The sequence below is a fragment of the Streptococcus sp. 4886 genome (genome assembly GCF_013276485.1).
GTDB lineage: Bacteria > Bacillota > Bacilli > Lactobacillales > Streptococcaceae > Streptococcus.
The window spans coordinates 117,914-139,823 of the sequence record NZ_VMLD01000004.1 but is presented as its reverse complement, the minus strand read 5'-3'; the positions used below and the strand labels follow the sequence as shown (position 1 = coordinate 139,823).

Sequence of the window (21,910 nt, the reverse complement as noted above, 5' to 3'; positions counted from 1 at the left end):
TAAAATCGTATGATGACTTCATACGATTTTTAGGCTGTTTAGAGAGGAGAACTGATGTCTCAAGTAAAAGGTTTGTGTGTTATGGATGTGGATGGAACCTTAATCCTAGAAGAAGTGATTGATTTGTTGGGAAGAGATATAGGTCGTGAGGAAGAAATTTCGCAGATTACAAGTCGGGCAATGCGAGGAGAGTTGGACTTTGAAAGCAGTTTACGAGACAGAGTGTTCTTCTTGGAAGGTCTTCCTATTTCGGTATTTGATAAAATCTTCAACTCTATTCATCTAACGCCAAATGCCCAAGAATTCATTTCCATTCTCCAACAGAATGGCATTCTAGTTGGTCTGGTGTCTGGTGGATTTACACCAATAGTTGAAAGATTAGCAAAATCTCTAGGGATTGCCTATTTCTCTGCCAATCAACTTGAAGTCAAAGATGGTCTTTTAACTGGAAAATTGATTGGACAACTTATCAGTCCCCAGGTCAAAAAAGAGATTCTGGAAAAATGGAGAGAGGAACTCAAACTTCCTAGAGAAAGAACAGTTGCAATCGGTGATGGGGCCAATGACCTATTAATGTTGAAGTCGGCGGGACTTGGAATCGCCTTTTGTGCCAAAGAAGTGCTCAAAAAAGAAATACAACATCATGTTGACAAGAGGGATTTTTTAGAAGTACTTCCTTTGATTGACTGTTTAGAATGAGGGAAAATATGAAGATTGTTATTGCACCAGATTCGTTTAAGGAAAGCTTGACTGCTGAAGAGGTAGCTGAATCTATTAAAAGAGGCTTCCAACAATCGATAGCAGATGTAGACTGTCTCCTCTGTCCTGTTGGTGATGGTGGGGAAGGTACTGTAGATGCTATCCGACAATCTCTTGACCTTGAAGAAAAATGGATCCAAGTGACAGGCCCTTTTGGACAAAAAGAAGCCATGCGCTATTTTCAAAAAGGGGAACTGGCACTATTTGAAGTAGCTGATTTGGTTGGCCTTGGAAAAATTCCGCTAGAGAAACGAAATCCACTTCAAATCCAAACTTGTGGTATTGGAGAGTTGATTCGCCATCTCATTGCTCAAGGGATTAAAGATATCTATATTGGCGTTGGTGGTACGGCCAGTAATGACGGAGGAATTGGGATCGCTGCTGGTTTAGGCTATCAATTTTATGATAGGGATGGAGATGTCTTGCCCGCTTGCGGTCAGTCCTTATTAAACTTAGCTTCTGTTTCAACAGAAAATCGCTATGAAATTCCTGAAGATGTTCAAATTCGTATTTTAGCAGATGTCGTGAGTCCCTTATGTGGTCATCAAGGTGCGACCTATACTTTTGGCAAACAAAAAGGCCTAGATCCTACTATGTTTGAGGTCGTAGATCAAGCGATCCAAGATTTTTATGAAAAAGTCTCCCCTGCAACATTGGAAATTAAAGGAGCAGGAGCTGGTGGAGGCCTTGCTGGTGGTTTGTGTGCCTTTGCTCAGGCAAATATCGTGTCTGGAATTGATACATGTTTAGATTTGATTGATTTTGATAAGAAAGTTGCAGATGCTGATTTAGTTATCGTTGGCGAAGGTAGACTGGACAGTCAAAGCTTTGCTGGGAAAGCGCCGATAGGCGTAGCAAAAAGAACCCCTGTCGGAGTTCCTGTTATTGCTATTTGTGGTAGTCTTGCTGAAGATTTACCATCCCTACCATTTGAAAATATCCAAGCTGCCTTTTCTATTTTAGAGAAAAGCGAACCTTTAGAAGATAGTTTGAAAAATGCCAGTCTCTATCTGGAGCGCAAGGCTGCCAATATCGGGCATTTATTAAATATGCGCAAGATTTAGCCAAACCATTTCTTCCATAAAGATGTTTTGACTGGTTCTTCCTTTTTACCTTCCCAAAGTTTTGCAAAAGCAAGTCGAAGATCCTTTTCTTCTACTTGAACGGGTGCATTGCTATGGATAACAAGACCGAAGGGAGAAGAAGTATGCTCTTCAGACACAATGGTAGCTTGACTATCAGCTTCTTTAGCTTCTTTTAAGTAGAAAACTTGCTTGTCAAATTCGATAGTTGGTGAGATTTTCACAAATAGTGGCTCAGCCTTTTCCTGAAGGTTCTCTAAAATAGATAAAAAGCCTTTTTCTAGCTGAAGGCTATTTGCCGTGTCAATATCTGCATAGCCAAGAACTCTTTCCTCAAAAGTACCAAGATAGCGTCTTTGCTCATCCGGATTTAGTTTTGGCCCACCATGAGCTTTTTCAAGTAATTGTTTTGATAAATCTGTCATGAAAATAGTATATCATAAAAGTTAGAATAAAACAGACAAAAGAAAGCGATTACTTTATAAAGTTAAGGAAAATTTGCACAAAGATAACGTTTTTTCTTGAAAAAGGAGGGGTTTTAAGGTATTATAGAGGTGTAAAAAATTTAACTCATAAGGAGAGTAAAAAATGTCAATTATTACTGATGTTTACGCTCGCGAAGTCCTAGACTCACGCGGTAACCCAACACTTGAAGTAGAAGTTTACACTGAATCAGGTGCTTTCGGACGTGGTATGGTTCCATCAGGAGCTTCTACTGGTGAACACGAAGCAGTTGAACTTCGCGACGGTGACAAATCTCGTTACGGTGGTCTTGGTACACAAAAAGCTGTTGACAACGTAAACAACATCATTGCTGAAGCTATCATTGGCTACGATGTACGTGATCAACAAGCTATCGACCGTGCTATGATCGCTCTTGACGGTACTCCTAACAAAGGTAAATTGGGTGCAAATGCAATCCTTGGTGTGTCTATCGCTGTAGCTCGTGCTGCCGCTGACTACCTTGAAATCCCACTTTACAGCTACCTTGGTGGATTCAATACTAAAGTTCTTCCAACTCCAATGATGAACATCATCAACGGTGGTTCTCACTCTGACGCTCCAATCGCTTTCCAAGAATTCATGATCGTACCTGCTGGTGCGCCATCATTCAAAGAAGCTCTTCGTTGGGGTGCTGAAATCTTCCATGCTCTTAAGAAAATCCTTAAATCTCGTGGTTTGGAAACAGCCGTAGGTGACGAAGGTGGATTTGCTCCTCGTTTTGAAGGAACTGAAGACGGAGTTGAAACTATCCTTGCTGCTATCGAAGCTGCTGGATATGTTCCTGGTAAAGACGTATTTATCGGATTTGACTGTGCTTCATCAGAATTCTACGATAAAGAACGTAAAGTTTACGACTACACTAAATTCGAAGGTGAAGGAGCAGCTGTACGTACTGCTGCAGAACAAATCGATTACCTTGAAGAATTGGTAAACAAATACCCAATCATCACTATCGAAGATGGTATGGATGAAAATGACTGGGACGGTTGGAAAGCTCTTACTGAACGTCTTGGTGGTAAAGTTCAATTGGTTGGTGACGACTTCTTCGTAACAAACACTTCTTACCTTGAAAAAGGTATTGCAGAAGGTGCTGCTAACTCAATCCTTATCAAAGTTAACCAAATCGGTACTCTTACTGAAACATTCGACGCTATCGAAATGGCGAAAGAAGCTGGTTACACTGCCGTTGTATCACACCGTTCAGGTGAAACTGAAGATTCAACAATCGCTGACATCGCAGTTGCAACTAACGCAGGACAAATCAAGACTGGTTCACTTTCACGTACAGACCGTATCGCTAAATACAACCAATTGCTTCGCATCGAAGACCAACTTGGTGAAGTAGCTGAATACCGTGGATTGAAATCATTCTACAACCTTAAGAAATAATCGTTGATTTAACAACGTTTCTAGCCCCTCGGATTTTATCCGAAGGGCTATTTTTGTATTTAGGGGGCAAAAAAGGGGCAAAACTTTTTAAAAAATCTTTTTCATAACTTTATCCAGTACATTGATTGCTTCATCTTTCATGTTCTTTGTGACGTGGGTATAGATGGAATTAGTAACATCAGAATCAGAATGTCCAACCCTATCCATGATTGTTTTTAGCGGAATTTTATTTTCAGCTAAAATGCTAATAGTTGTATGTCTGAAGATGTGAGGGGACAGATGTTTAGGAATTGGTTTTTTAAGGCGTTCGTTTGCTCGCTGGAGAGACTTGCTTAGAATTGAACTATGGATTGGCTTACCAGTGTTTGTGACGAATATACGAGTGCTTTTGTACCAATTTGGGTCAGTATTTTCACTGAGCTGGTTCAGTTCAATCATTTTGTCTAGTATCTCAATTTCTCTTTTAGTTAAGTGGGTAGTTCGAAAGCTTGCAAAAGTCTTAGTACCGTCATCATCTGGAATGTATCGGTTGAATGTTGTATGGATGTCTAATGTATTGCTATCTTTGTGATATTTATCTAACATAAGACTAGCCAATATCTCCAAACAATTGAGAACTATAAAAGTTTGATTAGTAACTGACTAGTCCTTGTGTTATCTTGCTATATCGTGCAGAAATATTTCTATGTACAAGGTTCTAATACCTATATTTTTGACAATAATATAAGAAAATAGTATACTAAATAGACAGTCATTTATTGTAGTGATAACGGTTAGGAGAAAATAGTGTTAAAACGTATTTTAAATATAGCATTAGCTTATGTCGGTGTTGTTATTGGTGCTGGACTATCTTCAGGCCAAGATTTAATGCAATACTTTGTTAGTTTTGGTAAATGGGGTATCATTGGAACGATTGTTCTTGGAATCATAAGTATTATTTTTGGTAAAATTATCATTACCTTAGGAAGCTATTTCCGTTCAAATGATCATTTTGAAGTTCTTTCCCAAATTGCCGGGCCTATTACTAATAAGATTCTTGATTTTGCTTTAATTGTTTCCTGCTTTGTAATTGGTTTTGTTATGATTGCTGGGGCTGGTTCAAACCTTAACCAACAATTTGGTTTGCCATTTTGGTTGGGAGGATTGATTTGTGCTATCTTGGTCATTATTGTCAGTTTTCTTAATTTTGAAAAGATTACCAGCGTTCTTGGGATATTTACTCCTTTGGTCTTTGTCATGATTATCATTATGGCAGTCCATACGTTCGTAGGGAAAAGTTTTGATTTTGAAGAGTTAGAAGCAATCACAGCTACACTTTCTTCTCCGATGCCCAATGTATGGGTTTCTTTACTAAATTATTTCGCACTAACTGTTATGACTGGTGTATCCATGGCATTTGTCTTAGGAGGTTCTGTCATGAGAATTGGTGTTGCGGAAAAAAGTGGTCTCTTAGGTGGACTTGTAGTTAGTTTGATTATTACCGTAGCAACTGGTATTTTATACGCCAATATAAAACTTGTTTCAACTGTTGATATTCCTATGTTAACAATTGCGGAGCAAATTCATCCTCTATTTTCTTTGCTGTATGCTCTAATTATTTTTGGACTTATTTTTAATACAGCTTTCAGTTTATTTTATGCCTTGGCAAAACGTTTCTCTTCAAACAAACCGAAGCGCTTTTACCCTATTCTAATTGCTACGGTCGCTATAGGATATGGTTTATCTTTTATGGGATTTAAAGAATTAGTCTCCATTATGTATCCTCTTTTAGGTTATGTCGGTTGTCTAATGCTGGTCATTTTAGCAGTGGCATGGATAAAAGAAAGAGGAAACATCAAAGGGGAAAAATCTTTAAGACGAAAGATGATTCGATTGATAACCAAAAAATATGACGATGAACAAGAATATACTATTAGAGATAAGGCGACATTTCACCAACTTGGTGAAGATTCTATTATAGATACTAAAAGTATCAAAAGTGATATCAAGGATTTGGTGAAAGAACAGTTTGTTGATGATGATGCAAAACATGATGGAAGCGTCTTATCTTAAATGATAATAAAGTTGGAGAAAAATATTTACAAACAGGAAAGCGCATCTTATCAGGTGTCAAAAACACTTGATAAGATGCCTTTTATTGTAATACTAGATAATTTATATTCTCTTAAAAATTTCTTCAAACCATGTCAGTCTAATCTACAAATTCAAAACAGTGTCTTGAGCTGACCGCGTTAGTTTGATCTGTAACCTCAAAGTTCTGCTTTAAGTAAGCTGTGGCTAGATTTTTAGTTTGCTATTTGATTTTGATTGAGTATCATTTCATATTCTCTTAAAAATTGAGTTTTTTCATCCTTAGCTGTGCCTGCCTCTGAAGTATTTTCATTTTCAGATTAGTAGACAATGAACATTAACTCGTCTATCTGCTAGTAGCTAGTCAGAGAAAGACTGACTTATGTATGGGGAAAATCTTCTTTCAAGTGAGCTTTATCTTTATCCGGAACTAGAAAATAGCAATAATATCTACAAACTATATTCCATCGTGGGGAGGAGAGAGACTAGTTTGGATGATTAAGAACAACCTACTAGTAAAAAATAGATCATTTTTTAATATGAGATAAAAACCGATATTAAAAGCAATTTATTTCTATTTTTTAACATTTCATTGTATAATAGCAATATACGCAAATATCATGTGTCATCAGGTTAATACTCTTAGAAAATCTTTTTAAACCACGTCAGGCTAATATACAGACTCAAAACAATGTCGTGAGTAGCCTGCGTCTAGTTTCCTAGTTTACGCTTTGATTTTCATCGAGAATAACCTTTCTATTTCAATTTTAAGGAGAAAATACAGAGTGAAAAAAATAATGCTAATTATCAATCCAACTTCTGGAGGAGAAAAAGCTTTAGATTACAAAGAGAAGCTGGAGAATAAAGCAAGAGAGTATTTTGATGATGTGGAAACTAAAATTACTCAAAAAGCCAAAGATGCTACAAATTTCGCAGAAGAAGCTGCTAGAGAAAGATATGAATCAATTCTAGTTTTTGGTGGAGATGGTACAGTCAATGAAGTTATTTCAGGGATTGCTGAAAGGGACTATATTCCTAAACTGGGAATTATACCAGGTGGTACTGGTAACCTGATTACAAAACTTTTAGAAATCAATCAAGATATTGACGGAGCTATTGAAGAACTGGATTTCAATTTAACTGATAAGATTGATATTGGAAAAGCAAATGGTCACTATTTTGGATATATCTTTAGTATCGGGTCTCTCCCTGAAGCCATTCATAATGTTGAAATTGAAGATAAAACGAAATTTGGTATCTTGGCCTATGCAGTTAATACCATGAAGTCAGTCATGACAGATCAAGTCTTTAACATTAAAGTCGAAACCGAAAATGGAAATTACCTTGGGGAAGCAAGTCATGTTTTAGTACTTCTAACAAATTATTTTGCCGATAAAAAAATCTTTGAAGAAAACAAGGATGGATATGCAAATATTCTAATTTTGAAAGATGCTTCTATATTCTCTAAATTATCTTTGATTCCGGATTTGTTAAAAGGAGATCTTGTAGAGAATGAAAATATTGAATATATAAAGGCACGTACTATTAAAATTTCTTCTGATATCGAATTAGAGTCCGATGTTGATGGCGATAAATCAGATAATCTACCAGTCGATATCAAGGTACTAGGACAACACATTGAAGTCTACTCTGGACCTAGGGAACAATCATAAAACTCAAAGCCTTGTTACCGAGGCTTTTTTATTATGTGATTTTCAGTAGCCAGATTTATTCTATCTAATACAAGTAAAGCTAAGTATTTAAGATTTAGTAGATGATGAAGAAAAGAAAGGATGGTCTAAATATTTTAACAGATTTACGAGGCTAATAATGGTATAATAAAAGGTAATGAAAAATTCCAACGAGGCTGAGATGAAATTACTTTATACTGATATTCGGACTTCTTTGACAGAAATTCTAACCAGAGAGGCGGAGGAGTTAGTTGCTGCTGGCAAGCGAGTCTTCTATATCGCTCCTAACTCTCTTTCTTTTGAAAAGGAACGTGCCGTGCTGGAATGCTTGCCCCAGCAGGCTTCTTTTGCGATTACCGTCACGCGCTTTGCTCAAATGGCTCGTTATCTGGTCTTGAATGATTTACCAGCTAAAACTACTCTTGATGATATCGGTCTTGGGATGGTATTTTACAGATGCCTTGCAGAACTTGACCCCAAGGATTTACGAGTATACGGCGCCATCAAGCAGGATCCTCAGTTTATCCAGCAGTTGATTGAGCTTTACCACGAGATGACCAAAGCTCAGATGAGTTTTTTGGACTTGGAGAGTTTGACGGATGAGGACAAGCGAGCAGACTTACTCTTGATTTTTGAGAAAGTAACGGCCTACCTCAATCAAGAGCAGTTAGCTCAGGGAAGTCAGTTGTCCCATTTGATTGAAGCTATTGAGAATGACAAAGTTAGTAGTGATTTTACTCAAATTGCCTTGGTTATTGATGGATTTACCCGTTTTTCTGCCGAAGAAGAGCGAATTGTGGACTTACTTCATGGGAAGGGTGTTGAGATTGTTATTGGGGCTTATGCGAGTAAGAAAGCTTATACTAGTCCTTTTAGTGAGGGCAATCTTTACCAAGCCAGTGTGGAGTTTCTCCATCATCTAGCCTCTAAATACCAAACGCCTGCTCAAGACTATTCTCAAACTCATGAGAAGATGGATAGCTTTGACAAGGCCTCTCGTTTGCTAGAGTCTTCTTATGATTTTTCAGAACTCACATTGGATGTCGATGAGAAGGACCGTGAAAACTTACAAATCTGGTCTTGCTTGACGCAAAAAGAAGAGTTGGAGTTGCTAGCCCGTAGCATTCGTCAGAAATTGCATGAGAACTCAGACCTGAGTTACAAGCATTTTCGTATTCTCTTGGGTGATGTGGCTTCTTACCAGTTATCTCTCAAAACTATTTTTGACCAGTACCAGATTCCTTTCTATCTTGGTAGAAGCGAATCCATGGCTCATCATCCCTTGACACAGTTTGTCGAGTCTATTTTGGCTTTGAAACGCTATCGTTTCCGTCAGGAGGATTTGATAAACCTTCTCAGAACAGGTTTGTATACCGACCTCAGTCAGGCTGATATTGACGCTTTTGAGCAATATATCCGCTATCTTGGTATCAATGGCTTGCCAGCCTTTCAGCAAACCTTCACCAAATCCCACCATGGAAAATTTAATCTTGAGCGTTTGAATGCCCTTCGCCTGAGAATTTTAGAACCTCTTGAAACTCTCTTTGCCAGCCGAAAGCAGAAGGCTGAAAATCTCTTGCAAAAGTGGAATAGCTTTCTAAAAGAAAGTTCAGTGACCAAGCAGTTACAAGATTTGACAGCCACTATGGAAACTGTAGAACAGGAAAGACAAGCCGAGGTCTGGAAGACATTCTGTCATGTTTTAGAACAATTTGCGACCGTTTTTGCTGGTTCACAAGTTAGTCTGGAGGACTTCCTTGCCTTGCTCCATTCTGGAATGAGTTTGTCCCAATACCGTACTATTCCAGCGACAGTGGACACCGTTCTGGTGCAGAGTTACGATTTGATTGCACCACTGACTGCTGACTTTGTCTATGCCATTGGGCTGACTCAGGACAATTTACCAAAAATTGCGCAAAACACTAGTCTTTTGACAGATGAAGAAAGGCAAAACCTAAACCAAGCGACAGAAGAGGGGAGTCAATTGCTGATTGCCAGCAGTGAAAACCTCAAGAAAAATCGCTATACTATGCTTTCTTTGGTCAATTCTGCTCGTAAAGAGTTAATCTTGTCAGCTCCAAGCCTTTTTAACGAAAGTGAAAGTAAGGAGTCAGCCTATCTTCAAGAACTGGTCCATTTTGGATTTAGTCGGAGAGAGAGGAGGATGAATCACAAAGGGCTATCTAAGGAGGATATGGGTTCCTATCACAGTCTTTTGTCCAGTCTGGTTGCCTATCACCAGCAGGGCGAGATGAGTGAGACGGAGCAAGATTTGACCTTTGTCAAGGTTCTTGCGCGTGTCATGGGTAAAAAACTAGAACTGCAAGGTCTGGAAAATCCAGCCCTCCCAATCAGTCCAAGCAGTAAGCAGTTGACCAAGGATACCTTACAAGCTCTCTATCCTGCTGAACAGAAGTTTTACCTTTCTACATCAGGTTTGACGGAGTTTTACCGGAACCAATACAGTTATTTCCTACGTTATGTTTTAGGCTTGCAGGAGGAATTACGTTTGCGTCCTGATGCCCGTAGTCACGGAAATTTCTTGCACCGTATTTTTGAACGAGCCTTGCAGTTGCCTGACGAAGATTCTTTTGACCAACGTTTAGAACAAGCTATTCAAGAAACCAGTCAAGAACGCGAATTTGAAGCTATTTATCAAGAAAGTTTGGAAGCCCAGTTTACCAAGGAAATTCTGCTTGATGTGGCACGGACGACTGGCCATATTCTCCGACACAATCTAGCCATCGAAACCATCAAAGAGGAAGCGAATTTCGGTGGGAAAGAGCAAGCCTTTATTCAATTGGACAATGGACGCAGTGTCCATGTACGAGGTAAGGTTGACCGGATTGACCGTTTGAAAGCTGATGGGGCGATAGGAGTGGTAGACTACAAATCCAGTCTGACTCAGTTCCAGTTTCCTCATTTCTTTAATGGGCTCAATTCCCAGTTACCAACCTATCTTGCTGCTCTAAAAAGAGAAGGGGAGCAGAACTTTTTTGGTGCTATGTACTTGGAAATGGCTGAACCTGTCCAATCTTTGATGGCCGTTAAGAATTTGGCAGGTGCAGTCGTAGAAGCCAGCAAATCTATGAAATACCAAGGACTCTTTTTAGAAAAAGAAAGCAGTCATTTGGGCGATTTTTACAACAAAAACAAGGCTAATCAGCTGACAGATGAGGAATTTCAGCTCCTACTGGACTACAATGCCTGTCTTTACAAGAAAGCTGCTGAGAAGATTTTAGCAGGCCAGTTCGCCATTAACCCTTATACTGAAAATGGCAGAAGTATTGCACCGTATGTTCAGCAACACCAAGCCATCACAGGATTTGAAGCCAATTACCACTTGGGTCAAGCCCGTTTCCTAGAAAAGTTGGACCTGGCTGATGGCAAGCGTCTGGTCGGAGAAAAACTCAAGCAAGCTTGGTTTGAAAAAATAAGAGAGGAGTTGAATCGATGAAGCCCATTCCCTTTTTAAGTGAAGAGGAGATTCAAAAACTGCAAGATGCAGAAGCGCAGTCGAGCAAGGAACAAAAGAAAACTGCTGAGCAAATCGAAGCCATCTACACTTCTGGTCAAAATATCCTCGTTTCAGCATCGGCTGGTTCTGGGAAAACATTTGTCATGGCCGAGCGTATTCTGGACCAATTAGCGCGTGGTGTCGAAATTTCTCAACTCTTTATCTCAACCTTTACCGTTAAGGCTGCGACTGAACTTAAAGAACGTTTGGAGAAAAAAATCAGCCAACAAATCCAAGAAAGCGATGACATTGATCTCAAACAACACTTGGGTCGTCAGTTGGCAGACCTACCCAATGCTGCCATCGGTACCATGGACTCTTTTACACAAAAATTCCTTGGTAAACATGGCTATCTGCTTGATATTGCGCCTAATTTCCGTATTTTACAAAACCAGAGCGAGCAACTCCTTCTAAAAAATGAAGTCTTTCATGAGGTCTTTGAAGCCCATTACCAAGGTAAACAGAAAGAGACCTTTAGCCATTTACTAAAAAATTTTGCTGGACGTGGAAAAGATGAACGGGGGTTGCGCCAGCAAGTCTATAAAATCTATGACTTCCTCCAATCCACCAGTAATCCTCAGAAATGGCTGAGTGAATCTTTCTTAAAAGGCTTTGAAAAAGCTGATTTTACCAGTGAAAAAGAAAAACTAACTGAGCAAATCAAACAAGCCCTTTGGGATTTGGAAAGCTTTTTCCGTTATCATCTGGACAATGATGCCAAGGAGTTTGCAAAGGCTGCTTATTTAGAAAATGTTCAGTTGATTCTGGATGAAATTAGCTCCTTAAATCAGGAGTCCGATAGTCAGGCTTATCAAGTAGTGCTTGTGCGTGTTGTCGCAATTTCGAAAGAGAAAAACGGTCGAGCTCTGACTAATGCCAGTCGTAAGGCTGATTTGAAGCCACTGGCCGATGCCTACAACGAAGAAAGAAAGACCCAGTTTGCTAAACTAGGACAACTGTCAGACCAGATAACCATTCTCGACTATCAAGAACGTTATCATGGAGACACTTGGAAACTAGCTAAAACCTTCCAAACCTTCATGAGTGATTTTGTGGAGGCTTATCGTCAGAGAAAACGACAGGAAAATGCCTTTGAATTCGCTGATATAAGCCATTACACTATCGAGATTTTAGAGAATTTCCCGCAAGTCTGTGAGGCTTATCAGGAGCGTTTCCACGAAGTCATGGTCGATGAGTATCAGGATACCAATCACATTCAAGAACGGATGCTGGAATTGCTGTCTAATGGCCATAATCGCTTTATGGTGGGGGATATCAAGCAATCTATCTACCGTTTCCGTCAGGCAGACCCGCAGATTTTCAATGAAAAATTCCAACGCTATGCGCAAAATCCCCAAGAAGGCAAGCTGATTCTCCTAAAGGAAAATTTCCGTAGTAGTTCAGAAGTGCTATCAGCAACCAATGATGTTTTTGAACGTCTCATGGACCAAGAGGTCGGCGAAATCAACTATGATAACATGCACCAGCTTGTTTTTGCCAATACCAAACTGACTTCTAATCCTGATAACAAGGCAGAATTTCTCCTCTATGACAAGGACGACACAGGTGAGGAAGAAGAGAGCCGAGCAGACATTAACTTAACAGGTGAGATGCGCTTAGTCATCAAGGAGATTCTGAAACTTCATCAGGAGAAAGGTGTTGCCTTTAAAGAAATTGCCCTTTTGACCTCCAGCCGCAGTCGTAATGACCAGATTCTTCTCGCCCTGTCTGAGTACGGGATTCCTGTCAAAACTGACGGAGAGCAAAACAATTATCTCCAATCCCTAGAAGTGCAAGTCATGTTAGATACTCTTCGTGTCATTCACAATCCCCTGCAAGACTATGCCTTGGTTGCCCTTATGAAGTCTCCAATGTTTGGCTTTGATGAAGACGAGTTAGCACGTTTGTCCCTTCAGAAAGCAGAGGATAAAGTCCAAGAAAATCTCTATGAGAAACTGATCAATGCACAAAAAATGCTAACAATCCAGAAAAACTTGATTCACACGGCTCTAGCTGAGAAACTAAAGCAATTCCTGGATATCTTGGCTTCTTGGCGCTTGTATGCCAAGACCCACTCCCTCTATGACTTGATTTGGAAGATTTATAACGACCGTTTTTATTATGACTATGTTGGAGCCTTGCCAAATGGTCCTGCTAGACAGGCCAATCTCTATGCCCTAGCACTGCGTGCTGATCAATTTGAAAAGAGCAATTTCAAAGGCTTGTCTCGTTTTATTCGTATGATTGATCAGGTTTTAGAAGCCCAGCACGATTTGGCAAGCGTGGCTGTCGCACCGCCAAAAGATGCAGTAGAGCTCATGACCATCCACAAGAGTAAAGGGCTGGAGTTTCCTTACGTCTTTATTCTCAATATGGATCAAGATTTCAACAAGCAAGACTCTATGTCAGAGGTCATTCTCAGCCGTAAAAATGGGCTTGGTGTCAAATATATTGCTAAAATGGAGACAGGAGCAGTGGAAGATCACTATCCTAAAACCATCAAGCTCTCTATTCCTAGCCTGACCTATAGGCAGAATGAAGAGGAATTACAGCTGGCAAGCTATTCTGAGCAAATGCGTCTGCTGTATGTTGCCATGACGCGGGCTGAGAAAAAGCTCTATCTTGTCGGCAAGGGTTCTCGTGAAAAGCTGGAAGCCAAGGAATACCCAGCAGCTAAAAATGGAAAACTAAATAGCAACACTAGACTCCAAGCCAAGAATTTCCAAGATTGGCTTTGGGCTATCAGCAAAGTGTTTGCCAAGGATCATCTCAACTTTAGCTATCGTTTTGTTGGTGAAGATCAGCTGACTAGAGAAGCTATAGGTCAGTTGGAAAACAAAAGTCCTCTCCAAGCTAGCTCTCAAGCAGACAATCGTCAGTCAGAAACCATCAAAGAAGCCCTTGAAATGCTGAAAGAGGTGGAAGTTTATAATACTCTTCATCGGGCAGCCATTGAACTGCCTAGTGTTCAAACACCAAGTCAAATCAAGAAATTCTACGAACCTGTTATAGATATGGAAGGTGTCGAGATTGCTAGTCAAGGCCAGTTAGTAGACAAGAAAATTAGTTTTGATTTACCAGATTTTTCAACCAAAGAAAAGGTAACAGGAGCTGAGATTGGTAGTGCTACCCACGAACTCATGCAGAGAATTGACCTCAGTCAGCGACCAACACTTGCTAGCCTGACAGAAACTCTCAAACAAGTTCAAACCAGCCCAGCTGTTAGGGACAAGATCAATCTTGCTAAAATTCTTGCATTCTTTGACACAGCACTCGGTCAGGAAATTCTCGCCAATACCAACCATCTCTATCGCGAGCAACCTTTCTCCATGCTCAAACGTGACCAAAAGAGTCAGGAAGACTTTGTTGTCCGTGGTATCCTTGATGGCTATCTACTTTACGAAGACAAAATTGTTCTGTTCGACTATAAGACAGACCGCTATGATGAACCAAGTCAACTCGTAGACCGCTATCGTGGTCAGTTAGCCCTATACGGAGAGGCTTTATCTCGAGCCTATTCGATTGAAAATATTGAAAAATACTTGATTTTACTCGGTAAAGACGAGGTTCAAGTTGTAAAAGTATAATCTAGAAAGGAGACCTCATGACACTTCCAGTTAGAAAATCCCTACACGATGCGGTTTTACAGGCTTCAAAAGCTGATACTTGGGAACAAGCTACCAAGGAATGGAATGAAGTTTCCTTGATTTTTAACGGTATCGGCCGTAGCAATTGTATCTGTGGGAATGCCATCAAGTACGCCTACGAACTCTTTAATGGTGTCACAGGCCAACGTCTCTTTCCAATTGGTAGCGACTGTGTTCGTCATTTTCATCGATTGTCCCTTGACCAGCAATTGGAAGAAGAAGAAAAACTGCTCAGAAAGGTTGAAAATCTAACCAGAAAAGTTCAGAAAAAGGAAAAAATCAAGGTCAATAAAAGTGACTTTGACGAGCGACTTCTAAAATGGCTCTGGGAAAAAGGTGTTTTCAAGCCTAATCGCGGCAATCAATTTACACCTGAGAGAGACTACCAGCTCTTCCTAGAAGTCTTTCAAGGAGGAAGTTGGACCAAGGCGGAGCCAAAGAAAAAGGCTCGGATGGAAGAAGTCCTTGAAAAGTGTATCAAACCCTTTTTACTTGGAAAACCAGATGACCAACTCTACCTTGTCAAACTAGGTAAGGAGAAAATTGACTACGAACAAGAACTCCGTATCCAGGCAGAGAAAGAGCGCAAAAAGAGAGATAAAATCGCCAAGCAATATGCAGACAATCTGGTCCTAGCCATGGGACCCGCAGAGCGTGCTTATCAGGATTACTTTGGATTTACAGAAACCTTGACTCAAGAAGAACGCAAGTGGGAGAAAATTCTTTTTGGTAAAAATCGGACAGAACGGGCTATCAAGGCCAAACAATACCAAAAAGAGCTGGAAAAAGACCAACGAATTGCCAGTCAGGATCCAATTGAAAGAAAGCAGAAGCAGACCTGGCTCCTCAATTCCTATTTTCGTGAGCTTCCTGAAGAAAAAGCCCGATTTGCTCGGCTCTTATTAGAATATCGAAAAAGTGGAGAAGTGCCTTTTTCAACTGAATACTTATCAGACCATCTGCTCGACTTTTTCTATAAAATGAAAGCCTTTGAGTTTGAAATCTCACCAGAACAAGTCCGCGATTTTCTAAAAGAAAGCCTTCAGACAGAACATCTATCCTCAGCACAAGAAAGCTGGATAGAAGGAATTCTCCTCAACTGCATCAAACCATTTTTAGAACGATTAGTGATATGAGTAACACCTACCGTGTAAATTCCATGGTAGGTGTTATTGTATCCCCAAAATAATATAAAACAAAGTATGAAAACGCTACGCAATTTTAAGACTTTTCGGTAAATAAATAGTATAATTAAGGTATACTGCCTTTTTTATAGATAATACACTAATATAATAAAAGTCTTTGTAACATCTATAAATTGTATTTCAAGGAGGAATCATGGAAAAATATTTTGGTGAAAAACAAGAGCGTTTTTCATTTAGAAAATTATCAGTAGGACTTGTATCTGCAACGATTTCAAGTTTATTTTTTATGTCTGTATTAGCTAGTTCATCTGTGGATGCTCAAGAAACTTCAGGAGTTCACTATAAATATGTGACAGAGTCAGAGCTATCATCAGAAGAAAAGAAGCAGCTTGTCTATGATATTCCGACATACGTGGAGAATGATGATGAGACTTATTATCTTGTTTATAAATTAAATTCCCAAAATCAATTGGGAGAATTGCCAAATACTGGAAGCAAGAATGAGATGCAAGCCTTAGTTGCTGGTGCTAGCTTAGCGGCTCTGGGGATTTTAATTTTTGCTGTTTCTAAGAAAAAAGTTAAGAATAAAACGGTATTACATTTAGTATTGGTTGCAGGAATAGGAAATGGTGTCTTAGTTTCAGCCCATTCTTTAGAAAATCATCTTTTGCTGAATTACAATACGGACTATGAATTGACTTCTGGAGAAAAATTACCTCTTCCTAAAGATATTTCAGGTTACAGATATGTTGGATATATCAAAGAGGGAAACATAACTTCTGAGCCTAAAGTAAATAATCAAGAAAAATCAGCAGCCACTCCTACAAAACAACAAAAGGTAGATTATAGTGTTACACCGAATTTTGTAGACCATCCATCAACAGTACAAGCTATTCAGGAACAAACACCTGTTTCTTCAACTAAGCCGACAGAAGTTCAAGTAGTTGAAAAACCTCTCTCTACAGAATTAACCGATCCAACAAAAGAAGAGAAACAATCTTCAAATTCTCAAGCACAATTAGCCGAACACAAAAATCTAGAGACGAAGAAAGAGGAAAAGATTTCTCCAAAAGAAAAGACTGGGGTAAATACATTAAATCCACAGGATGAAGTTCTATCAGGTCAGTTGAATAAACCTGAACTCTTATATCGTGACGAAACTATAGAGACAAAAATAGATTTTCAAGAAGAAGTTCAGGAGAATCCTGATTTAGCTGAAGGAACTGTAAGAGTAAAACAAGAAGGTACATTAGGTAAAAAAGTTGAAGTCATCAGAATATTCTCTGTAAACAAGGAAGAAGTTTCGCGAGAAATTGTTTCAACTTCAACGACTGCGCCTGTTTCAAGAATAGTCGAAAAAGGTACTAAAAAAACTCAAGTTATAACGGAACAACCTGAGACTGGTACAGAATATAAGGACGTACAGTCTGGAGCTATTGTTGAACCCGCAGTCCAGCCTGAATTACCGGAAGCAGTAGTAAGTGATAAAGGTGAACCTGAAGTTCAACCAGCGTTGCCGGAAGCAGTTGTGACTGACAAAGGTGAGACTGAGGTTCAACCAGAGTCGCCAGATACTGTGGTAAGTGATAAAGGTGAACCTGAGCAGATTGCACTCCTACCAGAATACACAGGGGTACAGGCTGGCGCTGTAGTCGCACCTGAGCAAGTGGCACCACTACCAGAATACACAGGGGTACAGGCTGGCGCTGTAGTCGCACCTGAGCAAGTGGCACCACTACCAGAATACACAGGTCCACAGGCTGGAGCGATAGTCGAGCCAGAGCAGATAGCACCGCTACCTGAATATACAGGAGTTCAGACCGGAGCTATAGTAGAACCAGAAAAAGCCGAAGCACCGAAAGAGTACACAGGGGTGCAAGCCGGAGCGATAGTCGAGCCAGAGAAAGTAGAAGCTCCGAGAGAATATACGGGTATACAAGCTGGAGCAATAGTAGAACCAGAAAAAGTCGAAGCACCAAGAGAGTACACAGGAGTACAAGCCGGAGCGATAGTCGAGCCAGAGAAAGTAGAAGCACCGAAAGAATATACAGGTGTACAAGCTGGAGCTATTGTTGAACCGGAGCAGGTAGCCCCCCTACCAGAATATACAGGCGTACAAGCTGGTGCATTAGTAGAACCAGAAAAGGTAGATCCACTTCCTGAATACAAGGGGAATATTGAGCAACTAAAACCTGAAACTCCCGTTGAGAAGCCGAAAGAAACAGATCCAGAAAAAACAATAGAACTAAGAAGTGTTTCTGATGTGGAGCTCTATAGTTATGAAGGAGATCGGTCAAGACAGCATACAAGATTGGATAAAGTACCAGATAATAAATCTGCTTATTTCATTAAGGTGAAGTCAACTAAATTTAAAGATGTACTGCTCCCAGTTTCAAATATTGAGGACACTACAAAAGACGGTAACGCAGTCTATAAAATTACAGCTAGATTGGAACACTTGAAGCAATCTGTAGACAATCAATACCAAGATAATTTTACTTATTATCTTCCAAAAGTTGTTCAAAACGATAGCCCTATCTACACATCATTTAAAAAATTAGTAACTGATATGAATAGTAGACCAGATGGAACTTTTACACTGGGTGCGACCATGAATGCTCGCGAGTTTGAGTTAAATGAAAATCAAGAAAGTTATATTACAAATAACTTTACAGGGAAATTGATTGGTAGTCATCAGGGTAAACATTATGCTATCTATAATTTGAAAAAGCCGTTATTCAATAGATTAGAACACGCTACTGTTAAGGATCTCACCTTAAAAGATGTCAATATTTCTGGTAAGAATCATGTCGCATCAGTTGCTAAGGAAGCCACAAATTCTTCAACTTTAGATAACGTTCACGCAAATGGAATCATTGCTGGTGAGCTAGGTATCGGAGGACTTGTCCAAAAAGTTGAAAATTCTACCGTAAGTAATAGTAGCTTCACCGGAAGAATAACAAATACTTTTGTTACAACCTCTCAGTATGCAATTGGTGGTCTAGTCGGTCAATTAACTGGTACGAATGCTAGTGTAGGTCATTCTATAGCATCAGTAACTATTTCAAGTAATGCAGAACGTTCTAACCAAACCATTGGCGGAATTGCAGGTATCGTAGAAAATAATGCAACTGTAGCAAATAGTTATGCTGAAGGTGAAATAAATAATGTTAAACCATTCGCTAGAGTTGGTGGAGTTGCAGGTTCCCTATGGACACAAGACGGCGGAGCAGATGATAATACCGGCCACTTGAATAACGTTCTCAGCGATATGAATATTACAAATGGGAATGCGATTTCTGGATACCATTTTGATGGTATGAAGCAGACAAAGGTATACAGTAATAAAGACAATAAGGTAGTTAATGTTCAAGCAGTTGGAGATGAGGTAATGTCAGTTGATTCCACTGTAGAACGTGGTACTGAGATTGAAAAAGAAGCAGTTCAAGCCAAGAAAGACCAGATTACTACAAAGAAAACTATAACCGTGGAAGATTTCACAAATTCTGCTAAACAGGATGTAGATTATACCAAGGCCACTCATTATCAAGCGGCAAGAGAAGTTGCATATAAAAATATAGAAAAATTATTGCCTTTCTATAATAGAGACACCATTGTGAAGTATGGAAATCAATTGTCAGCTGATAATAATCTATTTAAGAAAGAATTGTTATCTGTTGTCGCTATGAAAAATGAGGAAGTGGTTTCAGATATTACTTCAGACAAGCACTCTATCAATCACTTATTACTACATTACAAAGATGGAACATCTGAGAAAGTAAACGTAACCTACCATAGTGACTTTGCAAATCTGGCTGAGTATACTATTGGAACTACAGGTCTAGTATACACACCAAATACTTTCCTAAAAGATTATACATCTATAATAGATAGAGTTAAAAATGACTTAACTGCAGTACAGTATAATCCAACTGCTCTTAAGAATTTGTTAGGAATTTCGGATAATGTTAAATTAACAGAACTCTATCTAGATGAGCAATTCACTAAGACAAAAGATCACTTAACTGAAACTCTTAAAAAATTACTTTCAGTTGATGCAGCTGTTTCTGGAAATAATAGTGCTATTGACAATTACATTGTTGATAAAATCAAGCGCAACAAAGAAGCCTTGATGCTAGGATTAACCTATCTAGAACGCTGGTATGATTTCCAATTTGATAAGGCTAGCGCAAAAGATTTGCTTATGTTCCATATGGATTTCTTTGGTAAGGGAAATACCTCTCCTCTTGATACGATTATTGAACTAGGCAAATCTGGCTACAACAATCTCTTGGCTAAAAATAATGTGGTTACTTACAATGCCTTGTTGACTAATAACTACAGTACAAAAGATTTGTTTAGTGCTTTAGAAGGTTACCGTAAAGCATTTGCACCACATCAAACTAACAATGAATGGTTTAAATCACAGACAAAAGCCTTAATCGTTGAAGAAAAATCTAATATTCCAGAAGTGAGGGCTAATCAGGAAAAAGTTGGCAGCAAGTACTCTATCGGTGTCTATGATCGAATCACTATCGACAGCTGGAAATACCGTAACATGGTACTGCCTCTACTTACCTTGCCAGAAAGATCCGTATTTGTCATTTCAACCATATCTAGTCTAGGTTTTGGTTCTTATGATCGCTATCGTAATAAAGAACATCAAGCAAATGGTGATCTAAATAACTTTGTTGAAAAGAGTGCTCACGAAACAGCAGAGCGTCAACGAGATCACTATGATTATTGGTATCGTATTCTAGATAAGGAAGGGCGTGAGAAACTTTACCGAAATATCTTGCTTTATGATGCCTATAAATTTGGAACTGATAATACTGAAGGAAAGGCTACAGAAGTAGCAGATTTTGATAATCCAAATCCTGCAATGAAACATTTCTTTGGACCTGTTGGAAATAAGGTTGGACATAATGGACACGGTGCTTATGCTACAGGGGATGCCGTTTATTATATGGGTTATCGTATGTTGGATAAGGATGGAGCTATCACTTATACACATGAAATGACGCATGATTCAGATCAGGACATCTATCTTGGTGGCTATGGTCGAAGAAGTGGCTTGGGACCAGAGTTTTTTGCTAAAGGCTTATTGCAAGCACCAGACCATCCAGAAGATGCGACAATCACCATTAATTCGATCTTGAAACATTTAAAATCGGATAGTAAAGAAGGAGAACGATTACAAATACTCGATCCAACTACGAGATTTAAAGACGCGACAGATCTTCAAAAATATGTACACAACATGTTTGATGTTGTTTATATGTTGGAATATCTTGAAGGAAATTCAATTCTTAAATTGGATACGAATCAAAAACAACAACTTCTTAGAAAAGTTACAAATGAGTATCATCCAGATCCAGATGGAAATAGTGTCTATGCAACAAATGTAGTTAAAGATTTGGCATATGCAGAAGCTGAAAAATTACATTCATTTAATGATTTGATTGAGAATAATATTATTTCGTCTAGGGAATATGCTTCAGGTAAATACGAAAGAAATGGTTACTATACGATCAAACTATTTGCGCCGATTTATGCAGCATTAAGTAATGATAAAGGAACGCCAGGTGACCTGATGGGCCGTCGTATAGCCTATGAACTATTAGCTGCAAAAGGATTTAAAGATGGTATGGTACCATATATCTCAAATCAATTTGAACCCGATGCTAGGGCAAATAATAAAACGATTACCTCATATGGTAAGACCAAAGGATTAGTAACAGATACATTAGTACTTCAGAAATTATTTAATGGTCAATACCACACTTGGAGTGATTTTAAAAAGGCCATGTATAAAGAGCGCCAAGATAAGTTTGGACAATTAAATACAGTGTCATTTAAAGATCCATCAACCCCTTGGTATAATCGAAAAATAAAGACTATTAAATCGATAAACGAGTTAGAAAATTTAATGAGAAAAGCTGTATTGGAAGATTTAGATACACCTCATTGGGATAACTATAATCCAGAAACAGATAGTGCGGTTCATAAGTTGAAAAAAGCAATCTTTAAAGCTTATCTTGACCAAACCGATGATTTTAGAAGTTCAATTTTTGAGAATAAAAAATAGTTTTTACTGTTAGGAAAT

General features: G+C 39.0%; 11 protein-coding genes. 9 read left to right on the top strand and 2 right to left on the bottom strand.

The features are described 5' to 3' along the window. Positions 1–54 precede the first annotated feature (54 nt). The gene (serB, locus tag HT679_RS02140; RefSeq protein ID WP_173212642.1) at positions 55–699 is read left to right on the top strand and encodes a phosphoserine phosphatase SerB; all 645 of its coding nucleotides are present in this window, start codon (positions 55–57) and stop codon (positions 697–699) included. A gap of 8 nt (positions 700–707) precedes the next feature. Continuing rightward, a complete protein-coding gene (locus HT679_RS02135; RefSeq protein WP_173212640.1) occupies positions 708–1,823 on the top strand; it encodes a glycerate kinase in 1,116 nt (371 codons plus the stop codon). On the opposite strand, the gene HT679_RS02130 is transcribed toward HT679_RS02135, so the two are convergent. After that, the gene (locus tag HT679_RS02130) at positions 1,820–2,266 is read right to left on the bottom strand and encodes a DUF1694 domain-containing protein (protein ID WP_173212638.1); all 447 of its coding nucleotides are present in this window, start codon (positions 2,264–2,266) and stop codon (positions 1,820–1,822) included. The two genes, HT679_RS02135 and HT679_RS02130, sit on opposite strands and share 4 nt — an antisense overlap. 163 nt (positions 2,267–2,429) lie before the next feature. Between HT679_RS02130 and eno the strand changes: the two genes are divergently transcribed. After that, positions 2,430–3,734 carry a surface-displayed alpha-enolase gene (eno, locus tag HT679_RS02125; protein ID WP_000022821.1) on the top strand — a complete coding sequence of 435 codons (1,305 nt, stop codon included), beginning with the start codon at positions 2,430–2,432 and terminating at the stop codon, positions 3,732–3,734. An 87-nt stretch (positions 3,735–3,821) separates the two neighbouring features. On the opposite strand, the gene HT679_RS02120 is transcribed toward eno, so the two are convergent. Next, positions 3,822–4,319, bottom strand: coding sequence for a tyrosine-type recombinase/integrase (locus tag HT679_RS02120; protein ID WP_240149567.1), 498 nt, complete (start codon positions 4,317–4,319; stop codon positions 3,822–3,824). 201 nt (positions 4,320–4,520) lie between these two features. Between HT679_RS02120 and HT679_RS02115 the strand changes: the two genes are divergently transcribed. From HT679_RS02115 to HT679_RS02090, 6 genes are all read left to right on the top strand, one after another. After that, entirely contained in the window at positions 4,521–5,786 is a 1,266-nt protein-coding gene (locus tag HT679_RS02115; RefSeq protein ID WP_050242696.1) for a hypothetical protein, read from the top strand. A gap of 803 nt (positions 5,787–6,589) precedes the next feature. After that, complete coding sequence (locus HT679_RS02110) at positions 6,590–7,477, top strand: YegS/Rv2252/BmrU family lipid kinase (RefSeq protein ID WP_173212636.1); 888 nt, start codon at positions 6,590–6,592, stop codon at positions 7,475–7,477. 199 nt (positions 7,478–7,676) lie between these two features. Next, positions 7,677–10,952: an ATP-dependent nuclease subunit B gene (rexB, locus tag HT679_RS02105; RefSeq protein WP_173212634.1), complete on the top strand. Its 3,276-nt coding sequence runs from the start codon at positions 7,677–7,679 to the stop codon at positions 10,950–10,952. After that, positions 10,949–14,599 carry a helicase-exonuclease AddAB subunit AddA gene (addA, locus tag HT679_RS02100; protein WP_173212631.1) on the top strand — a complete coding sequence of 1,217 codons (3,651 nt, stop codon included), beginning with the start codon at positions 10,949–10,951 and terminating at the stop codon, positions 14,597–14,599. The genes rexB and addA overlap by 4 nt, the downstream gene beginning before the upstream one ends. Positions 14,600–14,616: 17 nt before the next feature. After that, positions 14,617–15,795, top strand: a complete 1,179-nt coding sequence (locus HT679_RS02095; protein WP_173212629.1) for a hypothetical protein — start codon at positions 14,617–14,619, stop codon at positions 15,793–15,795. 202 nt (positions 15,796–15,997) lie between these two features. Beyond that, the gene (locus HT679_RS02090) at positions 15,998–21,892 is read left to right on the top strand and encodes a ZmpA/ZmpB/ZmpC family metallo-endopeptidase (protein ID WP_173212627.1); all 5,895 of its coding nucleotides are present in this window, start codon (positions 15,998–16,000) and stop codon (positions 21,890–21,892) included. Positions 21,893–21,910: the final 18 nt, after the last annotated feature.

Excerpts from the sequence above, each read along its gene's own strand:
- serB (WP_173212642.1), top strand. The coding sequence starts at position 55 with ATGTCTCAAGTAAAAGGTTTGTGTGTTATGGATGTGGATGGAACCTTA.
- HT679_RS02120 (WP_240149567.1), bottom strand. The coding sequence starts at position 4,319 with ATGTTAGATAAATATCACAAAGATAGCAATACATTAGACATCCATACA.
- addA (WP_173212631.1), top strand. The coding sequence starts at position 10,949 with ATGAAGCCCATTCCCTTTTTAAGTGAAGAGGAGATTCAAAAACTGCAA.
- HT679_RS02135 (WP_173212640.1), top strand. The coding sequence starts at position 708 with ATGAAGATTGTTATTGCACCAGATTCGTTTAAGGAAAGCTTGACTGCT.
- HT679_RS02090 (WP_173212627.1), top strand. The coding sequence starts at position 15,998 with ATGGAAAAATATTTTGGTGAAAAACAAGAGCGTTTTTCATTTAGAAAA.
- HT679_RS02130 (WP_173212638.1), bottom strand. The coding sequence starts at position 2,266 with ATGACAGATTTATCAAAACAATTACTTGAAAAAGCTCATGGTGGGCCA.
- rexB (WP_173212634.1), top strand. The coding sequence starts at position 7,677 with ATGAAATTACTTTATACTGATATTCGGACTTCTTTGACAGAAATTCTA.
- eno (WP_000022821.1), top strand. The coding sequence starts at position 2,430 with ATGTCAATTATTACTGATGTTTACGCTCGCGAAGTCCTAGACTCACGC.
- HT679_RS02095 (WP_173212629.1), top strand. The coding sequence starts at position 14,617 with ATGACACTTCCAGTTAGAAAATCCCTACACGATGCGGTTTTACAGGCT.